This window comes from Bradyrhizobium erythrophlei, from assembly GCF_900129505.1.
Taxonomy (GTDB): Bacteria; Pseudomonadota; Alphaproteobacteria; order Rhizobiales; family Xanthobacteraceae; genus Bradyrhizobium; species Bradyrhizobium erythrophlei_D.
Genome location: NZ_LT670818.1, coordinates 8,678,676 through 8,703,782, shown reverse-complemented (window position 1 = coordinate 8,703,782; position 25,107 = coordinate 8,678,676). Strand labels below are relative to the sequence as shown.

20 protein-coding genes are annotated in these 25,107 nt (G+C 58.4%); 10 read left to right on the top strand and 10 right to left on the bottom strand.

What is annotated here, in order from left to right:
* The first annotated feature begins 1 nt into the window (after position 1).
* Genes B5525_RS41175 through gspM form a run of 8 tightly spaced genes read left to right on the top strand, consistent with a single transcriptional unit; the run spans position 2 to position 5,802 of the window.
* Positions 2 to 1,216, top strand: coding sequence for a type II secretion system F family protein (locus B5525_RS41175; protein ID WP_079572045.1), 1,215 nt, complete (start codon positions 2 to 4; stop codon positions 1,214 to 1,216).
* Positions 1,217 to 1,231: 15 nt separating this feature from the next.
* Positions 1,232 to 1,708, top strand: a complete 477-nt coding sequence (gspG, locus tag B5525_RS41170; RefSeq protein WP_079572043.1) for a type II secretion system major pseudopilin GspG — start codon at positions 1,232 to 1,234, stop codon at positions 1,706 to 1,708.
* A complete protein-coding gene (locus B5525_RS41165; protein WP_079572042.1) occupies positions 1,671 to 2,162 on the top strand; it encodes a type II secretion system protein GspH in 492 nt (163 codons plus the stop codon). The genes gspG and B5525_RS41165 overlap by 38 nt, the downstream gene beginning before the upstream one ends.
* Positions 2,140 to 2,544 (top strand): prepilin-type N-terminal cleavage/methylation domain-containing protein, encoded by a 405-nt coding sequence (locus B5525_RS41160; protein WP_079572040.1) that lies wholly within the window; start codon positions 2,140 to 2,142, stop codon positions 2,542 to 2,544. Before B5525_RS41165 ends, B5525_RS41160 begins: the two co-directional genes overlap by 23 nt.
* Complete coding sequence (locus tag B5525_RS41155; RefSeq protein WP_079572039.1) at positions 2,541 to 3,248, top strand: PulJ/GspJ family protein; 708 nt, start codon at positions 2,541 to 2,543, stop codon at positions 3,246 to 3,248. Before B5525_RS41160 ends, B5525_RS41155 begins: the two co-directional genes overlap by 4 nt.
* Before the next feature lie 18 nt (positions 3,249 to 3,266).
* Positions 3,267 to 4,193 carry a general secretion pathway protein GspK gene (locus B5525_RS41150; protein ID WP_079572037.1) on the top strand — a complete coding sequence of 309 codons (927 nt, stop codon included), beginning with the start codon at positions 3,267 to 3,269 and terminating at the stop codon, positions 4,191 to 4,193.
* Complete coding sequence (locus B5525_RS41145; protein ID WP_079572036.1) at positions 4,190 to 5,239, top strand: PilN domain-containing protein; 1,050 nt, start codon at positions 4,190 to 4,192, stop codon at positions 5,237 to 5,239. The genes B5525_RS41150 and B5525_RS41145 overlap by 4 nt, the downstream gene beginning before the upstream one ends.
* Positions 5,236 to 5,802, top strand: coding sequence for a type II secretion system protein GspM (gene gspM / locus B5525_RS41140; protein WP_079572034.1), 567 nt, complete (start codon positions 5,236 to 5,238; stop codon positions 5,800 to 5,802). Before B5525_RS41145 ends, gspM begins: the two co-directional genes overlap by 4 nt.
* 72 nt (positions 5,803 to 5,874) lie before the next feature.
* Here gspM and B5525_RS41135 read toward each other — a convergent pair whose 3' ends face one another.
* Both B5525_RS41135 and B5525_RS41130 read right to left on the bottom strand, forming a co-directional pair.
* Positions 5,875 to 6,168, bottom strand: a complete 294-nt coding sequence (locus B5525_RS41135; protein WP_079572033.1) for a BrnA antitoxin family protein — start codon at positions 6,166 to 6,168, stop codon at positions 5,875 to 5,877.
* Positions 6,146 to 6,409, bottom strand: coding sequence for a BrnT family toxin (locus tag B5525_RS41130; RefSeq protein WP_079572031.1), 264 nt, complete (start codon positions 6,407 to 6,409; stop codon positions 6,146 to 6,148). The genes B5525_RS41135 and B5525_RS41130 overlap by 23 nt, the downstream gene beginning before the upstream one ends.
* 418 nt (positions 6,410 to 6,827) lie before the next feature.
* Between B5525_RS41130 and B5525_RS41125 the strand changes: the two genes are divergently transcribed.
* Complete coding sequence (locus B5525_RS41125) at positions 6,828 to 7,529, top strand: hypothetical protein (protein WP_079572029.1); 702 nt, start codon at positions 6,828 to 6,830, stop codon at positions 7,527 to 7,529.
* A 339-nt stretch (positions 7,530 to 7,868) separates the two neighbouring features.
* Here the strand turns inward: B5525_RS41125 and rfbB are convergent, their stop codons facing one another.
* The 3 genes from rfbB to B5525_RS41110 all read right to left on the bottom strand — a co-directional run bounded on the left by rfbB (position 7,869) and on the right by B5525_RS41110 (position 11,308).
* On the bottom strand, positions 7,869 to 8,981 hold the full coding sequence (gene rfbB / locus B5525_RS41120; RefSeq protein ID WP_079572028.1) for a dTDP-glucose 4,6-dehydratase: 1,113 nt from the start codon (positions 8,979 to 8,981) through the stop codon (positions 7,869 to 7,871).
* Between the two features lie 268 nt (positions 8,982 to 9,249).
* A complete protein-coding gene (locus B5525_RS41115) occupies positions 9,250 to 10,041 on the bottom strand; it encodes an FkbM family methyltransferase (RefSeq protein ID WP_244567753.1) in 792 nt (263 codons plus the stop codon).
* Complete coding sequence (locus B5525_RS41110; protein ID WP_079572024.1) at positions 10,034 to 11,308, bottom strand: O-antigen ligase family protein; 1,275 nt, start codon at positions 11,306 to 11,308, stop codon at positions 10,034 to 10,036. Before B5525_RS41110 ends, B5525_RS41115 begins: the two co-directional genes overlap by 8 nt.
* A 994-nt stretch (positions 11,309 to 12,302) precedes the next feature.
* Here B5525_RS41110 and B5525_RS41105 point away from each other — a divergent pair.
* A complete protein-coding gene (locus B5525_RS41105; protein WP_079572022.1) occupies positions 12,303 to 15,350 on the top strand; it encodes an NF038122 family metalloprotease in 3,048 nt (1,015 codons plus the stop codon).
* 526 nt (positions 15,351 to 15,876) lie between these two features.
* Here B5525_RS41105 and B5525_RS41095 read toward each other — a convergent pair.
* From B5525_RS41095 to B5525_RS41075, 5 genes are all read right to left on the bottom strand, one after another.
* The gene (locus B5525_RS41095; protein ID WP_079572019.1) at positions 15,877 to 16,635 is read right to left on the bottom strand and encodes a sulfotransferase family 2 domain-containing protein; all 759 of its coding nucleotides are present in this window, start codon (positions 16,633 to 16,635) and stop codon (positions 15,877 to 15,879) included.
* A 975-nt stretch (positions 16,636 to 17,610) separates the two neighbouring features.
* Positions 17,611 to 18,777, bottom strand: a complete 1,167-nt coding sequence (locus B5525_RS41090; RefSeq protein WP_079572018.1) for a 3-dehydroquinate synthase family protein — start codon at positions 18,775 to 18,777, stop codon at positions 17,611 to 17,613.
* Between the two features lie 267 nt (positions 18,778 to 19,044).
* Positions 19,045 to 21,024 carry an acyltransferase family protein gene (locus B5525_RS41085; RefSeq protein WP_079572016.1) on the bottom strand — a complete coding sequence of 660 codons (1,980 nt, stop codon included), beginning with the start codon at positions 21,022 to 21,024 and terminating at the stop codon, positions 19,045 to 19,047.
* Between the two features lie 1,528 nt (positions 21,025 to 22,552).
* Complete coding sequence (locus B5525_RS41080) at positions 22,553 to 23,647, bottom strand: hypothetical protein (protein ID WP_079572015.1); 1,095 nt, start codon at positions 23,645 to 23,647, stop codon at positions 22,553 to 22,555.
* Positions 23,644 to 24,816, bottom strand: a complete 1,173-nt coding sequence (locus tag B5525_RS41075) for an MBOAT family O-acyltransferase (protein ID WP_079572013.1) — start codon at positions 24,814 to 24,816, stop codon at positions 23,644 to 23,646. Before B5525_RS41075 ends, B5525_RS41080 begins: the two co-directional genes overlap by 4 nt.
* Positions 24,817 to 25,107 lie beyond the last annotated feature (291 nt).

The following is a 25,107-nucleotide window of genomic DNA, read 5'->3' as shown; positions in this document are numbered from 1 at the left end:
CATGCCGAATTACCGCTATCGCGCTCTCAACGGCAATGGCGAACTGGTTTCCGGTGCGATCGCGGCATCCGCGCCGGGCGATGTCGCGCAGCGAATCGAGCGTCTTGGCCTGGTGCTGGTCGACAACGTCACGCTCGAGGGGGGCGCCGGCTCGACCCGCAGCCTTTTCAGCATCTTCAACCAGCCAAAGGCCGAGGACGTCACGATCTTCACCCGCGATCTCGCGCTGTTGCTGCGCGCCGGCGCGCGGATCAATGACGGCCTCGAGTTGCTCGCCGCCGACGGCGATTTCGGCAGGCTGCGGCCAGTGGTCGTCGATATCCGCTCGCACGTCATTGCCGGCGAGAGCTTCGCGGAAGCGCTGTCGCGGCACGAGGGATTGTTTCCGCCGATGTATGTGGCGCTGATCCGGGTCGGCGAGGCGTCGGGATCGCTCGACCAGGTGCTCGAGGTGCTCGCCGACGAACGCCGCCGCACCGAGGCGCTCAAGCAAAGGCTCGGCGACGCCATCCGCTATCCGCTGTTCGTGCTCAGCGCGGCAGGCGGCGTCCTGCTGTTCTTTGTCACGTTCGTCCTGCCGCAATTCGCCAGCGTGCTGACGGATTTCGGCGCCAAGGTCGATCCGATCGTTCTCACCTTTCTGAACCTTTCGAGCTTCCTGCGGAACAATTCCGATCTGCTGCTGGTGGGCCTCGCGATCGCCATCGCCGGGGGCTGGCTGCTGCTGCGACAGCAGCGGATCCGCCGCGGCATCGTCAACGCGATTACACAATTACCGGCAATCCGGGAGGTGATGATGTTCTATCGGACATCGCTATTTTGCCGGAATCTCGGACTCCTGCTCGGAAGCGGCGTCAATCTCACGACCACGCTGCGGATTCTCGTCGACATGATGTCGTCAACGGGTCCATCCGTGGTATGGACCGACGCCGCCGATCGTGTTCGCCATGGCGCAAAACTGTCGGATGCGCTATCCGATACCAAGGCGTTGCCGTCGATGGCGGTGCGGATGCTGCGGCTTGGCGACGAAACCGGGCAATTGCCGATGCTGGCGAGCCGGGTCGCCGAGTTCTACGAGGCAAAGCTGCAACGCACGCTCGATCGCGTGGTCGGCATTGCCGGACCTGCGGCGATCATCACGATCAGCATCGTCGTCGGCGGTTTGATCGTGTCTGTCATGACGGCGTTGCTTTCCGTCAGTCAGATTGTCGGCTAGCACGGAAGACGTAAAATGAAATTCGAGGAGGCGACTGCGGTGGGTCGAAAGGTTCGAGCTTCGGCAATACAGCGGCGGCGCCGCGGACAGGCCGGCTTCACGCTGGTCGAGATGCTCGTGGTGATTACCATCATCGGGATGATCATGGCGCTGGTGGGACCGCGCGTGCTCGGCTATCTCGGCGAGTCCAAGGCGAAGGCCGCGAAAATCCAGATCGAGAGTTTTTCCAGCGCGCTTGATCTTTACTACCTCGATCTCGGCCGCTATCCCAACTCCAATGAAGGCCTCGCGGCATTGGCCCGCAGCAACAATACGCCCGGCTGGAACGGGCCGTATCTGCGCGGCGGCGTGGTGCCCAACGATCCCTGGGGACACAGCTACGTCTATCGCTCGCCGGGCGAGCGCGCGCCCTACGAAATCATCTCGCTCGGCTCCGACGGTCAGGAAGGCGGCAGTGGAACGGCCACCGATATTGCCAGTGGCGCGCGCTGAGCGAAGCGGCGAGCGTGGTTTCGCGCTGATCGAGATCGTGTGCATGCTCGCGATTATCGGCCTGCTCGCGGCCATCATCCTGCCGGCGCTGCCGCGGGCGACGACGCGGGCCAAGCTCGAAAGCTACGCGGTGGAGACCGCGGCGTTGCTGAAGGCCGATCGCAACACGGCGCTGCGCCGGCAAATCCCGGTCAAGACGACGATCGACGCCGAAGCGCGCTCGATCCGTTCCGGCGTCACCGGCCGCATTGTCCGCCTGCCCAAGGATGTCACGCTGGAGGCGATGTTGGCATCGCGATGCGGCGATCGAACCGCCGGCAGGTCGATCGATTTCTTTCCCTCGGGCATGTCGTGTGGCGGCGCGATCGCGCTGGCGCGTCCAGGGATGGGATATGAAATTCGCGTCAACTGGCTGACGGGAGGCGTCGATATTGTCCCGAAGAAACTGCTCTGACATCGCCGGGTTCACCCTGATCGAAGCGCTGGTGGCGCTGGCGATCGTCGCCGCCGTGTTGTCGCCGATCGCTGCCGTCATCGCGACCAGCGTGAAGGGCACGCGCTCGATCGACCAGCGCCTTGCCCTGACCGGAGCCGCCGAGATGCTGCTTGCCGAATTGCCGGCGCGCAATCTGCTGAAGGCGGGCCAGCAGTCCGGCGAACTCGCCGGCCATCGCTGGCGGATCGACGTCTCGCCGGCGAATACATCTGCAGCGAACGACGACGCCCCGCAAAATACCCGCTTCGTGCCGCTTGCCGTCACCATGCGGCTGCAGGCGCCGAATGGCCCGGCCATCCAGCTCACCACCGTCCGGCTGGTGCCAAGGACTGCCGAATGAGCGCGAAGCCGCGATGTGCGCTGGCCAGCGAGGCCGGCTTCACGCTGATCGAAGTATTGGTGGCAACGCTGCTGATGACGATGATCCTCGCCGCGCTCGCCACCGTGACGGCGCAGTGGATGCCGAACTGGAACCGCGGGATGGTGCGGGTGCAGCGCGCCGAGCGGCTGGCGCTCGGCCTCGACCGCATCGTCGCCGACCTCGCGGTCGCCGAGATGGTCCCGATCAATGGCAATGCCAAGGTGCCGCTGTTCGAGGGGTCCGAACTGGCCGTCACCTTCGTGCGGACCGCGGTCGGTCCCAACATGCGTCCCGGCCTCGAAATCGTCAGGCTGGTAGAGAAGGCCGACAGCCAGGGTCTCGCGCTGGTGCGTGAGCGGGCGCCGTTCGTGCCGATGGCGGGGGACGCGCAGATCCGTTTTGCCGACCAGGTGGTATTGGTCCGCTCGCCGTTTCGCGTGACGTTTTCCTTTGCGGGACCGGATCAGGTCTGGCAGCCGGAGTGGCGCGGCCAGATGCAGCTGCCGGAAAAAATCCGTATCGCCGTCCGTGACGGTGCGACAGGCCAGATGCTTCGCATGTCCAGCGCGATCATGGTTCACGCCGACGCCTGGGCCGAATGCGCGCGGGCCAAAAATGCGACCGCCTGCCTGACCGCGCGGCTGAAACCGGCCGCCGCCCAGAAAAAGGAGGAGCAGCTCTAGCGAGCTGCATCTGACGGCATGGAGCCTGATTTCGTATTCAGCGGCAAACGGCAGAACACGCGGGGCTTCATCGTCGTCGTCGTGCTCTGGATCCTTGCGGCGCTGTCGGCGCTGGTGCTGATCTATCTGACCTATGTCACCAACACCGCCATCGTGGTGACCGGGAGCGCCGACCGGGTCCAGGCCGAGGCGTTGGAAAGCGCCGGCGTCGAACTCGCGGTCTATCAGCTGACTTCCGTCAACGAGGCCACACGTCCGACCAGCGGAACTTTCAATGCCAAAGTGGGTGCGGGCAGGGTGACCGTGACGTTCCGCTCCGAAGGCGCGCGCATCGATCTCAATGCCGCGCCAAAAGGCCTGCTCGCCGGCTTCATCGCCGGATTGGGCGCAGCACCCTCCGACGCGGCCGGCTATGCCGACCGCATCCTGGCATGGCGCGCGCCCACGGAATTGGGCGACGACGATCCTGAAAATTCCTTCTACCGCACCTCGGGCGCCGCCTATCTGCCGCGGCACGCGCCGTTTCCGGCCGCCGAAGAGCTGTGGCTGGTGAAAGGAATTCCGCCAGCGATCGTCGAGCGCATGCTGCCGTTCGTCACGGTGTTCAGCAATCTTGCGTCGGTCAATATTCTCGACGCAGCACCCCAGGTGGTGGCCGCGCTGCCAGGCATGACGCCGGAGAAGTTGCAGGACGTACTCTCGCAGCGGGCCGATCCGGCGCAGGACCGGCAATCGCTGCTCGGGATCGCCGGCAGCGAGGGGGCGACGCTGGCCGGTTCCAAAGCCTACCGGATCACGGTCGGCGTGGAGGCCGGCAACGGACGGCGCAGCGCGGCGGAAGCCGTGATCCTGCTTCTCGAAACCGGCGCCGAGCCTTATCGTGTATTGTCGTGGCGCAACGCCTCCGACGGCAGCGCCGCGCCGCAAAGGGCCTTTCCGGGATGAAGCAATTTGAAACCATCGGCGCGGTCCTCAAGGCATGGGTGGGCAGCGTGGCCGCCGCGATTATCGCCGGTTTCGACCGCGTGGTGTCGCCGCGCGTGGTCAGGCTGATCGAGGACGAACAGGGCGGCTTCGCGGTCGAGGCGGCAAAGTCGGACAATCTGCCGGCGCGGCTCGCGTTCGCGGATGGCGCGTTTTCCGCGCCCAACCTCGGGCCGGTCCTGAAGGGAAGCCGGGTCGAGATCGTGCTCCAGCCGACGCGTTTCCTGTTTCGTCCGCTTGAACTGCCGGCGCGGGCGTCGGATTTCCTCGAGGGCATCGTGCGGGCCCAGATCGACCGCCTGACGCCGTGGAACGCCAGCGAGGCCGTGTTCGGTTGCAGCGCGCCCGTCGAAAGCGGTACCGAGAGCATCACCACGGTGATCGCGGCCACCACGCGCAAGGTCGCGATGAGCTATGTGCAGGCGGTCTCCGGCTTCTATCCCGCCGCGGTCGCCGTCTGCACCGATGTCGCCGGGCGCAACGCCGGCCGCGTCAAGGTATTCGAACAGAAGGCGCGGGGACATCTGGATGCCGCGCGCCTGAGCCGGGCGCTCCTGATCGCGCTCGGCATCGCCGCCGCGGCCGCGCTGCTGTCGGCGATGGCGGCGACCTACATCGGGAACGATCTCGGGACGCAGGAAGGCGAGCTTGCGTTGCAGATCTCGAAGTGGCGCGCCGCCATTCGCTCAGGCAGTGACGGTGACCGCTCGCCGATCGCGGCGCTGGAGCGGCGCAAACACGAAACGCCCGCCAGCGTACTGGTGCTCGACGCGCTGAGCCAGATATTGCCTGACAATACCTATGTCACCGAACTGCATCTGGCCGGCAACAAGCTGCAGATCGCCGGCATCACCCGCGACGCGCCGTCGCTGATCCCGCTGATCGAGCAGTCCCGGCATTTCACCCGCGCCACCTTCTATGCCCCGACGACGCGATCGCCCTCCGATCCCGGCGAGCGTTTCCATATCGAGGCGCGGATCGAACCGAAGAACACGGCGAACCCATGAACTCGGCAGATACCATCGTCCGCACCTTGACGCGCTCGCCGCTGATCGCCGTCGTGCTGTATTTCGCCGTGTTCGGCGGCTTGCTGGCCACGGTGAGCTTCTCGATCTCCGATATCCTCGATCACAGGCAGGCGTTGACGCAAACCGCCGACTTGCTCGACCAGTTGCGGGGCCGCAAGCCGCGCGGCGGCGATGCGGCAGCACTCGCGGCCGAGCATCGGGGCACGCCGTTCCTGGAGGGGCCGACGGTGACCGTCGCCGGCGCCACGCTGCTGCAGCGGGTCGCCGCCGCCGTCGGCAAAGTCGGCGGCACCATCCAGTCGTCGCAGGTCGATGTGCTCGGCACCCAGGCGAGGGACGGCCTCGTAGGCCTCGTCGTCAGTTGCGAGATGGAACAGCCCGCCTTGCAGAAGCTGCTCTACGATCTCGAGGCCGGCATGCCTTTCCTGTTCGTCGAACAGCTCGACGTGCAGGTGCCGCAGACCACGGCCTTGAATGAAAGTGGCTCAGGCCGGGTCAGGGTCGTGCTCGGCGTTTCCGGGCAATGGCAGGGGAATAAATAGAGGGAAGCATCCAGCGCTTGTCGGTTGCATAACCGCGCCGCCACCGAGTCAGGGCCGGCGGGACCATACGGGTCATTTGATCTTGTTGATGCGGCGCAAGTCCTCATCGATCCGTGACTGCCAGTTCGGTCCCTTGGCTTTGTACGCTTCAAGCACTTGCCTGGATAGCCGGAGAGAAACCAGCTTTTTCGTCGGAGCCTTGTTCGGGCCGCGACCTTTACGGATCGATGCAGCGAGTTCGGGCAAGGCTTCTGCAAATGGTCGCGCCCTGGCGAAGTCTTTCCTGGTCCATTCCGGATTATTGCTCACTTCGCGAAGATCGCTGGCCCCATAACCCTTCTTCTTAGTGTTCTTGATGTTCCGCATATAGCTTCCTCTCGTTCCTGCTGGCTGGGCGCATGCTGATGACGCTGATAGCCTCCTGACCCAAGGAAACGAACACGACGACGATTACGCCGCGAATGCTTTTGCCGATGCCAGCCCAACGTCTACGATACGAAGGCAAAACCAGCGCATCGTCGAAAAATGCCTCATTGAGATCGGCGAAGTCCAACCCGTGCTTCGCAGGGTTGGCGAGGCGTTCTGGTTCATCCCAAACGATCTTCACACTTTATATTGTAGCTACAATATAAGGTGCCGTCAAGGGGTGCCCGAATTCACCAAGCGTAAATTCACCAAGCGTATTTGGCTCGTGAGGTTGCCGGAGAATTCGCCTTCGAATGTGGCGGTCAGCGAGAAGCCCTTTAGCCACTTCATTTCGGCGCTGACCAGCGCTGCACCGGTCGCGCGAACGGGCTGATTTTGCGAAGCTGTCGGAGGGCCCGCAGTTTGGTATTTTTGTCGACGTGACCGTTTGGCAACATTTGCCTGGTCGGCGGGGTTGGAAAGTTCACGAAATACCTTTCGTCCGAGCCACTTAAGCCATCAAGCGTTGGCAGCCTGACGTTGAGTCGGACCGTGTTGATGGAGAGGGTGGTTGGGGTTAGGCTCGCGTGCAAATTCGCCAAGGGGGGCTGGGGACTGACATGCTCAGGTGGCTCAAAATTCTCGGTTTGACCCTGCTTTCCGCGGGGGCGCTGACGGCCGGCCCAATGCCGCAGGCGTGGGCTGCGACCTCGGCTACGCTGGACATCCTGCCCGACGACACGGCCGGAAGGGGGCCCGATACCGTGGACCTCGGCAGCGTGAAGCCGATCTCGGGACCGAGCCGGGAAGGGGCCGGGCCGCTGCCGAGTGGAAACCCGCTATGGGCCATCCCGCTCTCGGTCCTGACGGCCACCCAGGAGCGCCCCATCTTCTCGGCGTCCCGGAGGCCGGCGCCGCGCGCCGTGGTTGCTCCACCGGTCGATCAGGCCAGTGTGCCGCCTCCCCAGAAAGCCGCAGCGCCGGAACGGCCCTCCTTGGCGCTGATCGGGGCCGTGGTCGGGGAAGGCGACGCCATTGCGGTTTTCCTCGATCAGACCAACCAGAAGATTGTCCGGCTGCACCTGGGCGAAAGCCATGCCGGCTGGGAGCTAAGCGCGGTGGCGCCCCGCGAAGCGACTTTCAAGAAGGCCGAGCGCACCGAAATCCTGAGCCTCAAGCGTCAGGACGGTCCTGCGGGGGTTGCCGGCGCTGTGGCGGCACCCGGACTGGTGGTCCCGGCGGCCGCCGGCGGCAACACCTCCTACGCGCCCTTCGTCGTCCCACGCTCGACACCGAAGAACGGCGAATCGGACGGCCTCTGAGCTAACCCCGGCTGACGCGTTTAGGTCAACGGCATCGCGTTCTTGACCGAAGCGGGTACCGGTTCGCGTGAGGAAAACGCTTCAAAATGATCCCTGGAGCCGCTGCGGTCGATTCCGGATCAGCCCACAAAAGCGAGTTTCAGTTCTCGCGGCGCATCCACCTTCAGGGGTAGATTCTTTTCGAGGCGGCCGATTCCGGGCAGGCCGGCATCTGTCTAGACTATACCACGCCGACCCACCAGCAAGCAGATGTCGATCAGGCCTTCGCCAGCGATTTTGTGCACGCGGTACAGACGGCGATTCAATCATCGCGGCAGCGCTTACGCCGTCCTAATTATTCTATATCTCGATCCGAAAGCCGTAATTCTTGTCGATCCAAACCTGATAGGCGCCGCTGATCACGTCGCGCCACCAATCCTCCCGGTCGAGGTACCAGCGAACGGTCTGAAGCAGTCCGGTTTCGAAGCCGACGCTGCATTGGTTGCCGATTTCGGTTTTGAGCTTCGTGGCGTCGATCGCATAACGGTGATCGTGGCCCGGCCTGTCGGTCACGTGGGAAATCAGCGTACGGCAGCTCGTCCCTGACGCCGCCGGACAGGATGGAAAACGCGCCGCGAGGGCCCTATCGGCTGCAAAGGCCCGGTCGATCGTGTCGCAAATCAGTCTGACCACTTCGCGGTTGTTGCGTTCGTTGCCCCCGCCGATATTGTAGGTTTCCCCGATGCGGCCCTGCTCGATCACGCTGATCAGCGCCTCGCAATGATCGGATACATGCAGCCAGTCGCGGACGTTGGAGCCGTCGCCATAAATCGGCAGCGGCTTGCCCTTCAGTGCGTGAATGATCATCAGCGGGATCAGCTTTTCGGGATGCTGGTAAGGACCATAATTGTTCGAGCAATTGGTTATCAGCGCCGGCATCCCATACGTCGAAACGTATGAGCGCACCAGATGGTCGCCCGCCGCCTTGCTTGCGGCATAGGGCGAGTTGGGACGGTACGGCGAGGATTCCGAAAAGGCGGAATAGTTCGGCTCAAGCGAGCCATAGACCTCGTCGGTCGACACGTGAAGAAAGCGCGCGCGATCGATCACGCCCGACGCGCGCCATGCGTCCAGCGCCGCATGGAGCAGAGTGAAGGTGCCGAGCACATTGGTCTGCAGGAAGGCCTCGGGATCGACGATGGACCGGTCGACGTGCGATTCGGCGGCGAGGTGGGCGACCCGGGTGAATCTATGCTCGTCGAACAGGCGTCGTATCAGCTCCGCATCCCGGATATCGCCCCTGACAAAGTGGATGCTGCGATCGGCGATCAGCAGCTCCAGGCTTCGGACGTTGGCTGCGTAGGTCATCGCATCGATGACGGTCAACCGGTCGTCCGGACGCGCGGTGCGCCAGGCATGCACCAGGTTCTGGCCGATGAAACCCGCTCCGCCGGTGATCAGAACGCTGTGCATCCGAGCCTCTGCGTTGCCTTCATCCGATGGTGCTCTCTGGAAAAGGATAAACCGTGGTCTGTGTTGAAACACAAGCGATTAATCGGGTTGACCGGAGGTGCGCTGGCTGTGGCTGAGGGGAGAGCCTCGCCCGCTGCGGCTGTTCGCTGGATATCTCCTTACGATCAAGCACCGCGCCGCGCCGTCGCGATCAAGGGAGCACTTGTCGCTGCCGATGCTCGTGGAGATCACAACCGATCCGGCAATGCATAGTGGTCGATCTTTCGCCCTAAAAATCGAGAGCGCTCTGCGGAAATTGTCGCGACAGATTGGTCGGGATCGTCGTCCCGATCGATTCCGGCGGAAAAAATAGAAAATCACGATGGCCTACCATCCCAAACTTGTAGTGAGGAACGTTGTCAGGATTGGAATAATGAAGGTACGTGTTTCCTAATAAAAGCACCCCTGAGTATCCGAGACCGCGGAAAAATTGAAAGATATCCTGTGTTTTTGGGTCTGTAACCGTACTCTCGAATTGTACTACCGGTCGATAGCGTCGGATCGTCTGTTCGCCACCCAAAAACACGTTACGTTCGTGCCCTTCCACATCGCATTTAATGAATTTCAATTTCGAGAATGTTTCGTCGGCAATCGTGTCCAATTTGGTTGCCTGGACCTTGAGCGTCGCATCCGTGTTACGACGACGCGTCGCTTCGAGGGTCGCGCTTCCGTCGCCGATCCTTTGTCGCGATAGACTCTTTTGCCCCTCCAAATCCGATAAGGCGACGTTGATCACTCGAAGATTCGACCAATTAAATCGAAGTTTCTGACGTTCAATGCCGTCGCACATCTCGGGTTGCGGTTCGAACGCGATGACGTCGCCCGAAGGTCCAACCACCCGCATCATCCAGAAACAATAGATTCCGTGGTTTGCCCCGATATCCAGCACCGTCGCGCCCTTCAGAAGGAGCCCCATCATCGTCTTGATTTGCAGCTTTTCGGTCCGAAAACGATAACGTAGGCACCGAATTAAAAAATGCGCATTGTCGATAAAAGTCAATCGCGAGGCCATATCATTCATTTTGTGGGTTGCTTTTAAGCTGGCTGGACGGACTTTCAGCGATCAATTGTCGGCGACGCGCTCGCTGCACAATGCCTCCAAGCAAGCCAACAGCCAAACAATACAGCATTCCCTGCGTTACGGTCGATAGGTGACTGTTGAAAAGCGACCCGATGAAGTTCTGTATGACGATCGCCTGCCCGATCGCGCTTGCGAAACCACGGCCGATAAACATTGAAAAATGCACGGCCCACATAACGAGTAGTATCACGCCGCCTACCAGACCGACCTGAATAGCGATCGCAAAAAACTGATTGTGCGGGTCGGGCACTGCCTCGCCATATGGAGACGGCCTGGTAGCCTCGAGAGACTGATACAGCGATTTCGTGCTGCCAGTGCCGTGACCAAACAACGGGGCTTCCTTAATGAATTCGACAGCTTTGCTCCAGAAGTCGAGCCGGCTCGCTGTCGAGAGGGTTGCTTCGGAACTCGCTTTGTCACCGTCGACGGCATGTATATCGGTCGCAATTTCTGCCAAACGACGCTGTGCTGGAACCGACGACCAAAGCGCAATCGCGACGACAAGTGCGATCGGCGCCGCGATCAACAGTGACCGTCTCCAACCCTCAACATGTACGACAAACAACCCAATAAGTGCTGCCGTCATAAGGACCCCGGTCTTCGAGATGAAAATCATGAAGATGTCCGCAAGGAATACTAATGCCAAGATAATCATTGCAGCTGCACGCCGCCGATTTCCCCCAACCCACACGCTGACCCCTCCCAAAGCCAGCGCGAAGGCGCACAGCGCAAAACATCCGCTTTGAACGGCATTGTCTTTCAGCGGCACTCCGTCCATCGCGTGGCGAAACGGGGGCGGTAGAAGTATGAAGAAAGACAAAAAAGAAAGGACTAGGACCACAAGACATCCCGCCAAAAACCCGTAGCCGATTTGAAGGGCCTGCCGCGGCGTGAAAGAAGACGCCATCGCAATCGGGATGACCAACAATTTTGCATAGTGCACTAAACCGCCCCCGGGGGCGAACGGGGTTGGCGACCACGACATGCCAATCAATATTAGCACGAATAGACCAACCGGAATGGCCGCTGCGGGCGTCGCGAAGGTAACCAGCCACTCCTCGCGCTTTACTGTTAGAGCGACGAGTAAAATGAAAATTGACAGTGCGATTGCTTGTCCGCTGGTACTCACGGGAATCATGAACGCGGTTGCTACCGCGGCAATCTGACGGCCAATCAACAGTCTTTCGGGCAAACTCTTTGCCTTCATTTTATCTCCGAATTTGACGGTAGCTGACAGTGCGGATGCGTTAACATATTTCTGCGGCGGATCTACCCAGAATCACAATTGCCGGAGACGTCCACTTCAGGCCAATTCTCTCTCGACGATGCCCAACCAATGGGCACAGTCTCCCCGCACCCGTTTGCTGCTACAAACGGACCGGGAGCTTGCCCTGCCTTGGCATGCTCAGCAAATTCCTTTAACTCCCGCCGCCAGGTCTTTCGCGCGTCGGCTCGCAAGTCGCGGTGTGCGCGGTCAGCAGACGCCGTTGGAACTGTTCCGATCGGGTAATCGAATGAAGCCGCCATTGCTCAGTCTGACTCGAGGGAGCAGCCCGGTGCGTTAGCAGCGCCCGTCGGGATCTGTGCGGGTTGCGCCTTTTAGCGCGTTGAAGTCTGCCCTCTGCGATGACGGCCAGCAGCAAAGCCTGCGAGCAGCCGCGAACCGAGTCTTGTATGGCGTCCGGTCATTCTAAGAGAAGATCAGCTGACCATGGAAACGAAACTTGAAATGTTAGCGTGGTGCGGAAATCCGCACGCCACGATTTGTGGGAACCGGGGGCGGGCGACCGCCTCCGGTGACCCGGTGGTCGAGGAGAAATCCTCGTCCTACCGTGACCAAAGCTGACTGGATTATCTGGATCGTCTGGAACTGGTATGTTAGGTCTCTGGGAGCTATCAAGAACGCGAGGCAGCGCGCGAAGTTATGGAACATGCTAACGATCAAATGATCAAAAAGAAATGTGTCGAAGCGCTCGTGCGGCACGCTAAAATTGATCGAATGTCGAGGCTTGTCGGCCGGGTCGCCATTGCAGTATTTGTCGTCATGCTTGTTGGCTCAATAGCTGGTGTCTTTTTTAAATGTTCCGCATGTGGACACGGTCAATATTAGCATGCCGCTCATGGCTGCGGGCACCGAAAAGGGTTTTTGGACGCAGTTGAATGGCCCAAAACTCTTGTTGAGGTCTAAGGACTAAGTGACGATGTCCAAATTCATCACTGACCCGCAAGACCCCTTTGACGGCCTTTTCGATACCGCCTGGGCCGAGATCTATGCGAGTTACCTGCCTCCGGCGCTGAATAGCAGCGGAAATCTGTCCACCAGTGCTCCGTTGGAGATTTTGACTCCGGTCCTTACGAGCGAAGCTGTCGAATCCTCAAGCGCTCAAAATGGCCCGACTTCCCTCGTCGCCCTGACGTCCGGCGGCATCATCATCAATCTCTTGTTTGATGCCGCAGCAATGGCAGCGCCGGCAAGTTTCCGGGCGGGCATACAGCAGGCGGCATCGATTCTAACGTCGGCGATTTCCGACAAGATCACTGTAAACATAAAAATCGACTATAGTGGCACTGGCGGCGGGGCTGCGGCCGGACCCGACAGTGGCCTGTTCGAAAGTTATACGTCGGTCAAGGCCGACTTGATCAACAACGCGACGCCGGGCGATACGATTTTCAACGCGCTGCCGAGTGGGTCATCAATCCAGGGGCAATCCAATGTCGCCGTCTGGAACGCGCAGCTGAAGCTTTGGGGGTTGCTGGGCGCCAACGACACCACCACTGACGACGGCAGTGCCACCTTTGCGACCGACATCAATTCGAACCTGCTGGTTGGCGTCGCGCTTCATGAGTTGACCCACGCAATGGGCCGCGTCCCTTACGGTCCGCCCTATGGTTCGCAACCCGATATTTTTGACTTGTTTCGCTTTACGAGCTCAGGCACGCGGCTGATCACGGGTGGCAATACTGCGCCGGCCGCTTATTTTTCCGCGGACGGAGGCAACACGAAATTGGCCGACTTCGGCCAAACCTCAGATCCGAGCGACTTCCTCAATAGCGGTGTGCAGGGCCCCAACGATCCGTTCAATGAATTCTATACCGGTAGTACGAGTCAGACGCTCACGACTGTCGACAAAGAACTGCTCGATGCGTTGGGCTTTCATATAGCGCCGCCTGTTACGACGGTGATCGAGGCGTTTGGATCGACCAAGCTGGTCGAGGTCGGCAATAACTTTTATCTCAATAGCATCAGCAGCGGGTCTGGCCCGGAATTAAAATATGGCGGCGCGGTCGTTATAGCAGGTCAGTTTGGCGGCTGGACGCCGATCGGCGCGGAGCAGACGGCGGGCGGCTACGACGTAGCCTGGAAGATCCCCGGCGCCGATCAATACACGGTATGGAGCGCGGACAGTAACGGCAACTACATCTCCAATATCATCGGGGTAGTATCCGGCGTTAGCTTTGCATTGGAATCGCTGGAGACCACTTTCCATCAGGACCTGAACGGCGACGGCACGATCGGTGTTTCTACCAGCGTAATTGAGGCGTTCGGATCGACCAGTCTGGTCGGGGTTAGCAATAATTTCTATCTTGATAGCATCAGCAGCGGGACTGGACCCGAACTGAACTATGGCGGTGCGGCCGTGGTGGCCGGCCAGTTCGGCGGCTGGACGCCGATCGGTGCGGAGCAGACGGCAGGCGGCTACGACGTAGCCTGGAAGATCCCCGGCGCCGATCAATACACGGTATGGAGTGCAGACAGCAACGGCAACTACGTCTCCAATAGCATCGGGGTAGTATCCGGCGTTAGCTTTGCACTGGAATCGCTAGAGACCACTCTCCATCAGGACTTGAACGGCGACGGCACGATCGGTGTTTTTACCAGCGTAATTGAGGCGTTCGGATCGACCAGTCTGGTCGGGGTTAGCAATAATTTCTATCTTGATAGCATCAGCAGCGGGACTGGACCCGAACTGAACTATGGCGGTGCGGCCGTGGTGGCCGGCCAGTTCGGCGGCTGGACGCCGATCGGCGCGGAGCAGACGGCAGGCGGCTACGACGTAGCCTGGAAGATCCCCGGCGCCGATCAATACACGGTATGGAGTGCAGACAGCAACGGCAACTACATCTCCAATATCATCGGGGTAGCATCCGGCGCCAGCTCCGCATTGGAATCGCTGGAGACCACTTTCCATCAGGACCTGAACGGCGACGGCACGATCGGTGTTCGCACAGTGGTGATGCAGACCGACGGATCGACCGCCCTGACGCAGATTGGAAACAATTTTTACCTTTACAGCGGTGGGACCGGCCCTGAATTGAAATATGCTGGCGCGGCCGTCACCGCTGGCGAGTTCGGTGGCTGGACACCGATCGGCGCGGTGCAGGTGAGCAGCGGCTACGACGTTGCGTGGAAAGACCCCGGCACCGGTCTGTACACGGTGTGGGGCTCCGACAGCAACGGCAACTACCAATTGAATCTCATCCCTGCCGTTTCGGGAACCAGCACAGCGCTGGAATCCCTCGAGACCACCTTCCATCAGGACCTCAACGGCGACGGCATGATCGGCATTCCCCCCAGCCCCACGAGCGCACCGCTCGCAACGGCCGGTGCGAGTTCTGACTCGGTGATGTTCACGGGGTCGCCAAGCATCCTGACACTTGAGACGCCGTCGGCGTACAGCGGCCATATCGTTGGCTTTACCGGAGACGGGACCCTCGCGGGCTCGGATCAGATCGATTTGCCTGGCATGAACTACCCCACGCTGCATTCCAGCTACACCAGTTCTACCGGCATGCTTGAACTCAACGACGGAACGAGCACTGCGAATCTTCAATTCGTTGGGAACTATTCCCAGGATAGTTTCAAGTTTGCGGGCGACGGCAGCGGCGGATTTGTTGTCTACGCGTTACCAACCACCGGCCAACCGATTCCCACGAGCGCGGGGGATGGGACTGCTGCGGCCCAAGTCGCCGCGATCAGCGCGTTGAATGTCTCCGTGGCAGCCGGCCAGGACACATTCGTGTTCGCGCCGAATTTCGGCCAGGTCAACATCGCAAACTTCAAACCCGCAACGGACACAATCCAGATCAGCCACTCAGTTTTTGCAGATGTAAGCTCTCTGCTGACAGCGACCCATGACGACGCGCACGGCAACGCCATCATTTCGGATGCCGCGCACGACACGATCACTATTCAGAACGTCACCACCGCGCAGTTGCTGGCTTACCAAAGCGACTTTCATTTTGTATGAGGCTGTAAGTTTCGCCGTTAGCGTATTAGACCGCGCGTGAAGGCCAAGCTTCGGACTTTTTGTAACCGCCTGATTTTTGATGCCGATAGTTGCAATGTTGCGGTTCATTTCGATTCTCCCGGTTGAAATCCAGAACATCCGCGCCGTGGCGACGGGATCGATAGGCCGTCTCTCCCACCAAGCGACTGCATCTCCGAAGCTGTGGATGTCACGGTGATGGGTTCAGTTCCCGAGCACTGTCATGCCGATGGCAGTCGCAGCAGTTCGCAGTTCCTGGTCGAGCGTAGCGAGTGGTCGTATTTTTCGCCGCGCAAGCTCAAGGTAGGCGGCATCGTATACGGTAAGGCGGAATTGATCTGCAAGGTTCAGCGTATCCGTCCAAGCGTAGGCATCAGTACCGGAGTTAGAGAAACTGCAAGTTCTCATGTTCGGCGGCGTCGTCAGTTCGATGGCCACTGTGATCGGCAAAAGAGTTATCGGGCCATCTTAGGTTCGATCGTAATCTCATGCATTTCGGTCAGCTTGATCATGTGCCCCGAGCACGGTCCGTAATCAGACTGCTTCGGGCCTGTCGCAACAGCCTGGTCGCCGCCACGGATAGTTTTGGTCCAAGCCATAAAAGGCGATCAGATGCTTCCTTTACTGGAGGGACCGGCGGCGGTGGTCGGCGCTTGATCGCGGCCTCGCAAAGCGAGGTCAGTTCGGTGTGACTGAAGCTATCTTTGTGCTCGAACACGTACTGATAGTCTTCAATATCCTGCTTAAATAACTTGCCCACGAGCCGGCGCGTTGTATCGGTGTAGTACGTGGAATAGTGGAGCCTCTCCCTGGATTCCTCTCTACCGAGAAGTATGGTTGGTTTGTTGATCGCTTCGCACACCTCATCGAAGCCCTGCTGAAGTGCCTCATACCGAATAGTCATGTCGAGCTTTTCGTTGATAATTTCCGAGTACATCAAGCTCGAGTAGATTTCGTGCGGATGCGGAGCGAGGTTCTTTATAAAAACTTCAAACTCGGCCTCGGCACATAGTTGTCGATCGTCATCCATCCACCAACCAGTAGCAAACATTGACACCACCCGATCCCAGGGGTTTCGAACGATGCTGAACTTAAAATAGTCGGACCACTTCTGCTCGCCGACCTGAATGCGGATTTGGTGAGCACTCAAATGTTTTGTCTGCGGCGAAAGCTGCCACCAATCTTGACCGGCTAAGGCGACCTCGATGCTAGTTCCGCCGGTTCGAGTGATGTGAACAAAAATGAGTCCGAGATCATCCAACACCATCGCAGCCCGCTCGCCTCTACTAAAACAGCAACGGCCCGTGTCCAACGGCGCCGCTGCGAGTCGAGTCGTATCTAAAAACCCCTCGATGAAGAGCGCGAGTTAAACTATGTTTAGGTCAGAAACGGATTGAAACACTGAGCGGGATGTCGAGCGCTCTTATGATGACAGGTGGCGTTCCGTACAGCGAGATTCGGCGCCAACATGGGGATAACGCCGCCATCCGCGGCGCCGGCTGATCGGCGGCCCGCCGTGGCCGTCCGGTCCTATTGACCTTACCGGCCCGGGCGATGCGGAATCCGCGGGCCCGCCGCTTCTGACGTGGCGAAACCACTACCCGAGACTTCACCTATGGGCAAAAATGGTATTTCTTGCGTAGCAATTTTCGTTCTGGTTGTTTTCGCCGTACCCTTTTGGGTTGGTCGAGAGACGGTTCAAGACTGTACCGCTGCTGGCAATAATGTTTACTCATGCTCAGCAGTTGTCCGGGGCAGATCAGAATATCCGGCGCGATAATGTCGATTGTGACCTTTTGGAAGCCCCTAAAACCTTAAGGCATCACGTGATCGTGGACTTAAGGACCCGCCTCCTGACACGATCGTTGACCTCAGCAGCAAGTATCGACGCGCTGACGAGCGCGATCAATAACCACGCGGCGACCCCAGAATACCAAAAGAGAGCGTCCATGATTTATGCGCCTCCTCTTCGAGATAGCAGCGGCACTTTAGAAATGGATGGTGGCTTTTTCTTGCAGATAGCCACCTTGCCTCGATATCAAGTCGGCCATCCCGACCACATCAAGCCTTCGCCGATCCAAAGGCCGCGGACGGGTGGTTCCAGAAGAACGATCCTGAAGACGTGGCATTCGAATATGAGGTGCTAGATTGAGCAGCCGCAAACTAGCGGTGAGCGCGCGGCCACCTCTCAAGCACGATCGATTCTCGATCTCGCGCGCGGCCTGAACTGCTGGCGTTGTGATCATTCCACTTTGTTTTGATTTACCGAGCACAGTGCGCATCTAAGCGATTGAAGCTCTCCCTTTATTGATTGCAGGTCGACGGCAGCCGTGCGGAATCCACTGAAGTCATCGAACAGCTGATAATCACCATGTTCCGGTAATTCGATGACATCGAATAACCCGTCAGTTCGTCTAAATCGACGGGCTCGTCCATAAAACGCGTCCAGCTCTGCGATAGGCAGTTTATTCATAACCGCCGCAATGCGGTCCCTAAGTTTTCCGTTGAGAGAGTCTTTTAGATCGCGCGCCAGTCCATACTCGCCGGCAAGCTTGAGGTCTATGATCAGTCCGATGATCACGCAATCACCATGTAAGGCGCCGAACTCGTAGCTCTCTTCAATTACAGTCGCGTGGAGGTGACCATAATTTTTTGCGAGCTCCACATTCGTTCCGGGATTCGCATGCGCGGATGCTACAACATCTGCCTTCAGTTTCAATCCCCAGGCGGCCAAATCGAATACTTGGCGGTAGTCGTAGGTTGGTGACCCTAGCACCTCCAAGACGGCGGAAACGGTTTGCCTGTCCTGAAGTAGGCAATGCTTCAATGTCTCAACAAGCCCCTCCTTCTGCATCTGATCGTCGCCACCCGCCAAAACCGCCTCGCACAAAATGATCATATCCGGGTCGATAACTTTCCTCTTTGCATTTTTAAGGTTGTTATCGTCATCGTTCAAAAGACCAAGGCTTCCATATGCAACGTCTGCGATCGACATGCTGTTTGTCGGCAGAATTATCAACTTACGGGAAAATCGCGATTCAGTTCCGGCTTCGCGAAAAGTCGCGACCGCGTAATTTATTAGATTTATAATCGTGCCCCCACCGAAGATGATAAGGTTTCCGCTCCCGCGTTGGTCGATCGTGCCAAGGATCTGCTTGACGAAACCAGCAGACTTCAACGCTTCGCCTGCTTTCAGAGGAATAATCTGCGCTCCTGGTATATTCTTCAATTCGGAAGCAAACGCGGAGCCCAGCACGCCTTCGTCTGCAAAAATCTGCGGGGCGCTTCCGAGTATGGCTGCTAGTTCCTCATGACTCGGGTCTACGGCGTATTCGATCGCGGCGTGTCGCGCGCGTTCAATATTTGGAAGGCGCGCATAATATTCCTTCAGCTTTTTTGCTTTTTGCATGCTCTGCCACCCACGGCGTCCGATCGGCTGCCCGACTTCGGGGCGCGATTCCCTGAATGTGGGAGATCCAGCTTGCCATCGGAATATGGCAGCCGGAGCCAGTTTTCCACTGAAATGCGCAGGGGCATGCCGGGAAGTCCGAGAACGGTCATCGGACCTCTAACCGCGTCCGAGGTAGATTCGCTCATCGCTCAACAGCGAACGAGCAACTGCGTCGCCATGTCCGTTTGGTGTCATCTTCGGACATTCCGGGAAGGCGGGAGACAACTACATCAATAAAAAATCGAGGAAGTGCAAGTGCTCCCGTACGAAGACAGGACGCAGATGGACACCGTCTGTAAATTTTGGCTCGCGTGCTCCGAAAAAAGGTGAGCACATTTCACCGTTCCCGCAGACGTCGGGAAAGACATCTAGCAGCTTTGCTCCGGTGCGTTCCGCGACGGCACGCAGATCAGCGTCATGTCGAGCATAAACCGCGCGCAAGTCGGCAATCGGCACGGACTTCTCAGCATTCGGATCGACGCGAATCCCGGTGACACCTCGCGTGACCATACGTTGAGGGTTTAGGCCTGTGGGAGACTGCGGCGTACCTAGCACGAGGTAAACTGTCGCGTTCAGCTTCAGTTCGCGAACATAATCTTCGAGGTTGGCATAAAAAGCACGCCTCCCTTCCTCTTCCCCATCCAGAGGAATAGACTTGCCCTCCCGTTCGATGAAGGCATTTTTCCTGGGCGAATAATGAGGACCGATAACGACCGTTTGCACCTTCTCTCTTTGTACCAGTTCCGACAATCTGTTCGCGACGTTGTCGCAGTATGCATATAAATCGCGGGCGATCACACCAGGCACCAACGGGCATGCTGGGCCTGTGACGAAATAAGCACGGACCGCTAACCGCCCTTCGTCTGCGAGTTGCTGCAAACGAGGGCCGTAGTGAAACATCGTACTGTCGCCAGCCAGTGCTACTTTGCGAGCGCCCTGGCCGATTTGAGCCACCATGGAATATCCGCGGCTATTATACGCAAGAACGTTCATGCCCTTCGTCGGCGCGTAGATCTCGTCGAGAGTGGCGGCGTTCATCTTTTCCAGATCGAGGTTGGCGGTAAAACGTTGCGGCACACCACCTGTGACCCATACCGCCAAGCCACAAGCACCAAGCACGGCGACGCAGGCCGCGACAATGTAAGTGCGTCGCAAGCGATTAGAACTAAGGCGAACAGGGCGTTCAATGAAACGGTATGTGGCCCAGGCTAACAGCAAGCTCGCGATCACAATTCCGAAGGCCATAAAAGAGGTCGGGGGCTTCCCTCGGATAACATAAGAGAAGGCGATCAGTGGCCAGTGCCATAGGTATAGAGGATAGCTGATAAGCCCTATGGACACCGCGACGCGATTTGAAAGAATGGTTTTATTAACAACGGCATTTGATCCGGCCAGGATGACCGCAACCGAACCCGCCACGGGCAGCAAAGCGAGCCAGCCGGGATAGCGCATCTCCGAAGCAAACAATCTCGCGGACATCAAGATGGCTGCCATGCCCGCCAATGAAATTACCTGCTTCAGGCCCGCTTTGAGATTGATATCCCGGCGCCAAGCCAGTGCTGCACCGGCCAGCAGTTCCCAGAAGCGCGAGATCGGCAGGTAGAAATCGCTCGACATGTCAGTGAGCGAGAGCGCGATATTGACCGAAAAGGAAGCCACCAGCAGCCCAACTATCAATCGCCCGATCGCGGCCTTTAGTGTGAAGGCGATCCAAAGCAGCGGTGGCCAGAGGATATAGAACTGCTCCTCAATGCCCAAAGACCAAAGATGCAGTAGCGGCTTTGAAGTAGCGGCCCTGTCAAAATATCCGCTCTCGCTCCAGAGTGCGAAGTTGGACAGGAAGCTGGCCCCGAAAAAGACTTGCTTGCCGAGTTGAGCAAGTTCCGAGGGCACCAACACGACGAAACCATATACCAGCACCGCGGCGAGGCAGACGGCGAGGGCGGGAAAGATGCGCCTGATGCGGCGCCCATAAAAGCTCGCTATGGAGAACCGGTGCTGCTCGATTTCACTGAACAGGATTTTCGAGATGAGATATCCGGAGATGACGAAAAACACGTCTACGCCAACAAAGCCGCCAGGAAGCCACGCTTCATCAGGGAACGCGTGAAAGACCACCACCGAAAGCACAGCCATCGCCCGCAATCCGTCGATATCGGGGCGATAGTTGTGGTCGAGAGTAGTTGTGTTGATCGGTGCAGTCATTTGGCGATTTGGATGGTTATCAGGCTTTAGCCAATGTTGCGACAGCAAGCAATGAACCGACCAATTCGTCCGCTCGAATTTTCGAGCTTAATCCGGCGCTAGGAGGCGGCCCGAATGTCCGGTTCGGGGGTAGAGTCGAGGATGGGCGCGGTAGCTTGGGCCATTCGGCAACGCTCCGTTTCCCATCCCCGCTCATCGAACCGGACGTGCCCGATTAAGGCATCCGGCTCTCCGACTGGCTTCACCGTGAGGCACACGGAGAGCAAACTAACCGCACGCGGCTTCGGCGCAGTGAGTAACTCTCCTTCGCCCCTCGACACAGCAATCTCCGGCGGCGCCTGTCGTTAATGGTGTTTGCAGGCTCATCGCCAATCACCACGACCTCGCCATCTTCGAAAGCGCACCAGAAGTCGGGGCCCTTTCCTCAGCCAGCATTACCCGGCTTCAACGGTCATACGACCCCGTCCGACTCCCGCCATGGCCGCCGCCTTTCGCGACGTTGAGGCCGCTACCCTCACCCTTGACGGGTCTCCCCCGATTACCCGAACCACCTTTCCGACGTGCCGTGCCCACTACCCCGGCGGATCGAGCGGGTGCGCGTGTCGATTGCTTCCCCGCTCATACAGCCTTCCCCAAATGGCAGGAGGGTCGGCATCCGCATTGTCACTTTCGAGGCCTGCTCAGGCTTCACTCACGTTACGGCCCGCCGGATTGCTCAACCGCCTAAAAGCGGCCTTTGTCACGAGGCTCCAGCCCTGCCGGTTACCCGGCCGAACCGCTCGTCAGCTACCAGATCAATCGACAACTCTCTGGGTGGAATCTTCCTCCACTAGTGATCCGCGCCTTCGGGGCGCACTGCCAAGAAGCGACATGGAGACTATTTCCAGTCCCTGTCCCTATGCCCGCGAAGATTTCCGTCGGTAGCATGGGGGACAGCTTCTCGACGGGTACACGGATGTGCGACTTGGGCCGATTTTACCAAACCTGGCTTTTGCTTTATTAAGACTGTCGGTCGAAATCCCGAGCCACTGCCGTCGGGGCGGCAATGCCATCATTTCGGATGCCGCGTACGACACGACCACTGTTCATTCATTTTGAATGAGGCTGTACGTTTTGCCGTTAGCGTAATAAACCGTGCGTGAAGGCCAAGCTTCGGGACTTTTGTAACCGGCTTATTTTTAATGTCGATAGTTGCAATGTGCGGTTCATTCGATTCTCTTAGTTGAAATCCAGAGCATCCGCGCCGTGGCGACGGGGTCGATGGCCCGCTTCTCCCACCAGGCGGCCTCGTCGCCGACGTTGTGGATGTCGCGGTGATGAGTCCTGCACGGGGGGACGGTGAATTCGTCGCTGACCTTCCGGCCCATGGCGCGGGGTTGGGTGAACTTAAAGCATTTCAAGCACCAAACGGCGTACTAAAACACGACGTAAATGAACGGTGTCACTGGTTGCGCGATCCGATAAAGTGCGTAGTGGAAGACGACGGCAACGGCCAGGCCGGCGCAAAAAGAAAACGCCCTTCGAAGTGTCATCGCAGATACCCCAAATCCGAAGCCATCTGCCGAACGACCGGCGCCAGTGCCGCCGCCAATTTGTCTCCGCCGTCGACCGAAAGATGCACTCGATCTGCGTAGTCGTCAGCGGTAAAATCTTTGGCCGGGATCATCACTTTGCTGAAGCCCATTTTCTGCATCGCCGTCTGCTGCTCGGTCGCCCTGGCCAAAAGAGCCTCACGGCTCCCTGGGAGCATGTCGAGATAGTAGGGACTGAGGAGATCGACTACGACCAGTGTTATCGACCGAAGTTGTAAGGGTACGAACTGTTCGGTCAAGCTCGCGTAGTCGATCATCCGCTCGATCGGTCGTCCCGCCTGGGCTGCTACGATCGCAAGTTCAGCTTCCTTATTTCCCCCGTATCTTGCCGTCCATCCGGGGTCTGACCTCCGGCGGAAGGGAGAGAAGGATTTTGCGGTCATCGTATTATTCCACTGCAGCCCCACGAAGTTGAAGGTGATATAATTCCAAAGCTCGTTGAAGCGCAGGAACGAGTTCAGCCATTCACCAAGCGCAACATTGCGCACGCCTTCATCTCCATCAAATGCAGCCCAGCGCAGATAAGCATCACGTGGAGGCCACGGCAATAAATAGGATCGGAGCCAGCCGTCGAAAAGCATGTGCCGGTAGAACGAAGTCCGCGGGTTGTTGGCGTAGACCGTTTCATTGGCGTCTGCGACATAAATGACCGGGCGATGTTGCCGCAACAGCATCTCTGCCGCCACAGATCCAAAGTCTATCGGACCACCGGCACGATTAGCAAAATTGAGAACAACAAAATCTTTGCCGAGGAGGTTCTGTAAACGTCGAGTCCAAACGAGGTCTCGACTTTGCCCGACTCCGTTAAGAACCGATGAGCCGCCAACGATGATGTAGGCGCGTGGTGGCGGTTGTTGATCTATAATTGTCGCCAACTCGGCAGCGGTCGTCAGGAAGCCAGCCTCCGCATTGTTATGTGCATGAAATCGGACAAAACCTTGGGCCAGCGGCGTATTTTGAATGGACCAACCGACAATCGATAGTGAAAAAAGCCCGATTACCAGGCCCAGGAAGAATGGGATTGGTTTCATGGTATCACCAGCATCTTCGCGATCGTAACCGCCTTATCGATTGGGTAGAAGAACAGTAGCCACCCGACCGAGACGAAGATCATCGTTGCTAACCAACCGGCGAAGCTGACCACAGGCCCTGGTGTTGTCTCAGAGAATGCGCGCTGCAGCCCGGCAGCGGTAGCCAGCCCGATTCCATGGTAAAATCCCCATACCGCGAAATTCCACGCGGCGCCGTGCCAGAACCCGCAGATGGTCATTGCGGCGAGAGCATTTACAATCCTGCGCGGAACGCCCAGACGGTTGCCGCCTAGTGGGATATATACGTAATCTCGAATCCACAGACTGAGTGACATGTGCCAGCGCTGCCAGAATTCGATCGGCGACCTCGCTAGATATGGCCAGTTGAAGTTTTCGGGCACCGTGATGCCCATGACCTTGGCATAGCCGATCGCCATGTCGCTATACCCGCTAAAGTCGAGAAGAATTCTGGCGGCGATTGCGATGAGGAATATCCAGCGCAACGCCAATGGTTGCTGATGCAAGTTAGGCTCAGCGTAATTAATCAAGCCAGTAAGATTGTCGGCTCCCCACTTCTTTGTAAGCCCGATGGCGATGCGGATGAGACCCTGCATGGCGTCGGAGCTCGATTGGGTTTTTATGCCGTGATGCATTGCAGGGATGAATTTCTGGTATCGCTTGATCGGTCCGGAAATCATCGTTGGCCAGAAGAGTACGAAGCTTGCGAAGTCGCGGATACTTCTGACGGGAGTGTCACCGCGATACACGTCAACCAAATAATGCACGAACTCGAACGTAAAAAAGCTGATACCGAGTGGGATAACCGAGGGCAACCAGGATTCTATGGCGCCTGTGCTTACAGGTAAAAACGGCGCCAAAAGACTGCTCGCCAGAAACAGCATGTACTTGCAATATAGCAATGTTACAACGCACGCCGCTATTGCTGTTCCAATGATAGTTTTGTTTTCCGTCAGGGCCGCTGCATATGAGATTGCCGAAAGGACCAGGACGACCGATAGGCTCGCGACACCGCCATAAAATGCCTGAAACCAAACGCCGGCTGCGATCAACAGCAAAAGGCGCGCCTGCGGCCATCGTGTGAGTGAGTAGACACCAAGAAATGTCAGGGCGAACCACACGAAATCATAAGTCAAAAAAATCATCACCATCCTGCTGCTACCGATCCTCAGCCTGGATCGAGTTTTGCATTTCCCTTAATCGAACAACAATCACCTCATAGAACTTTGTGCGCCAGTCAGCCACTTATGAATTTTATACTGGCAGTACGGATCAAAATCTCTCGACGCCACTCGCTCGCGACAATGAGCACGCCCTCGTCCCGGTACTTTTCGAGCAGAGCATCGAGCACGGCGCGGGCCTGCGGCGCGTATTTGGTGAAGCGCAAATTGCAGACGACGGTTTCCTCCTCGAAAATAGTGAGGTACGCTTCCCGTTCACGC

Excerpts from the sequence above, each read along its gene's own strand:
- B5525_RS41135 (WP_079572033.1), bottom strand. The coding sequence starts at position 6,168 with ATGCGGAACATCAAGAACACTAAGAAGAAGGGTTATGGGGCCAGCGAT.
- B5525_RS41125 (WP_079572029.1), top strand. The coding sequence starts at position 6,828 with ATGCTCAGGTGGCTCAAAATTCTCGGTTTGACCCTGCTTTCCGCGGGG.
- B5525_RS41090 (WP_079572018.1), bottom strand. The coding sequence starts at position 18,777 with ATGCAAAAAGCAAAAAAGCTGAAGGAATATTATGCGCGCCTTCCAAAT.
- B5525_RS41095 (WP_079572019.1), bottom strand. The coding sequence starts at position 16,635 with ATGGTGTTGGATGATCTCGGACTCATTTTTGTTCACATCACTCGAACC.
- B5525_RS41150 (WP_079572037.1), top strand. The coding sequence starts at position 3,267 with ATGGAGCCTGATTTCGTATTCAGCGGCAAACGGCAGAACACGCGGGGC.
- B5525_RS41145 (WP_079572036.1), top strand. The coding sequence starts at position 4,190 with ATGAAGCAATTTGAAACCATCGGCGCGGTCCTCAAGGCATGGGTGGGC.
- B5525_RS41080 (WP_079572015.1), bottom strand. The coding sequence starts at position 23,647 with ATGAAACCAATCCCATTCTTCCTGGGCCTGGTAATCGGGCTTTTTTCA.
- rfbB (WP_079572028.1), bottom strand. The coding sequence starts at position 8,981 with ATGCACAGCGTTCTGATCACCGGCGGAGCGGGTTTCATCGGCCAGAAC.
- B5525_RS41115 (WP_244567753.1), bottom strand. The coding sequence starts at position 10,041 with ATGAATGATATGGCCTCGCGATTGACTTTTATCGACAATGCGCATTTT.
- gspM (WP_079572034.1), top strand. The coding sequence starts at position 5,236 with ATGAACTCGGCAGATACCATCGTCCGCACCTTGACGCGCTCGCCGCTG.
- B5525_RS41075 (WP_079572013.1), bottom strand. The coding sequence starts at position 24,816 with ATGGTGATGATTTTTTTGACTTATGATTTCGTGTGGTTCGCCCTGACA.
- B5525_RS41085 (WP_079572016.1), bottom strand. The coding sequence starts at position 21,024 with ATGACTGCACCGATCAACACAACTACTCTCGACCACAACTATCGCCCC.
- gspG (WP_079572043.1), top strand. The coding sequence starts at position 1,232 with ATGAAATTCGAGGAGGCGACTGCGGTGGGTCGAAAGGTTCGAGCTTCG.
- B5525_RS41105 (WP_079572022.1), top strand. The coding sequence starts at position 12,303 with ATGTCCAAATTCATCACTGACCCGCAAGACCCCTTTGACGGCCTTTTC.
- B5525_RS41155 (WP_079572039.1), top strand. The coding sequence starts at position 2,541 with ATGAGCGCGAAGCCGCGATGTGCGCTGGCCAGCGAGGCCGGCTTCACG.
- B5525_RS41110 (WP_079572024.1), bottom strand. The coding sequence starts at position 11,308 with ATGAAGGCAAAGAGTTTGCCCGAAAGACTGTTGATTGGCCGTCAGATT.
- B5525_RS41175 (WP_079572045.1), top strand. The coding sequence starts at position 2 with ATGCCGAATTACCGCTATCGCGCTCTCAACGGCAATGGCGAACTGGTT.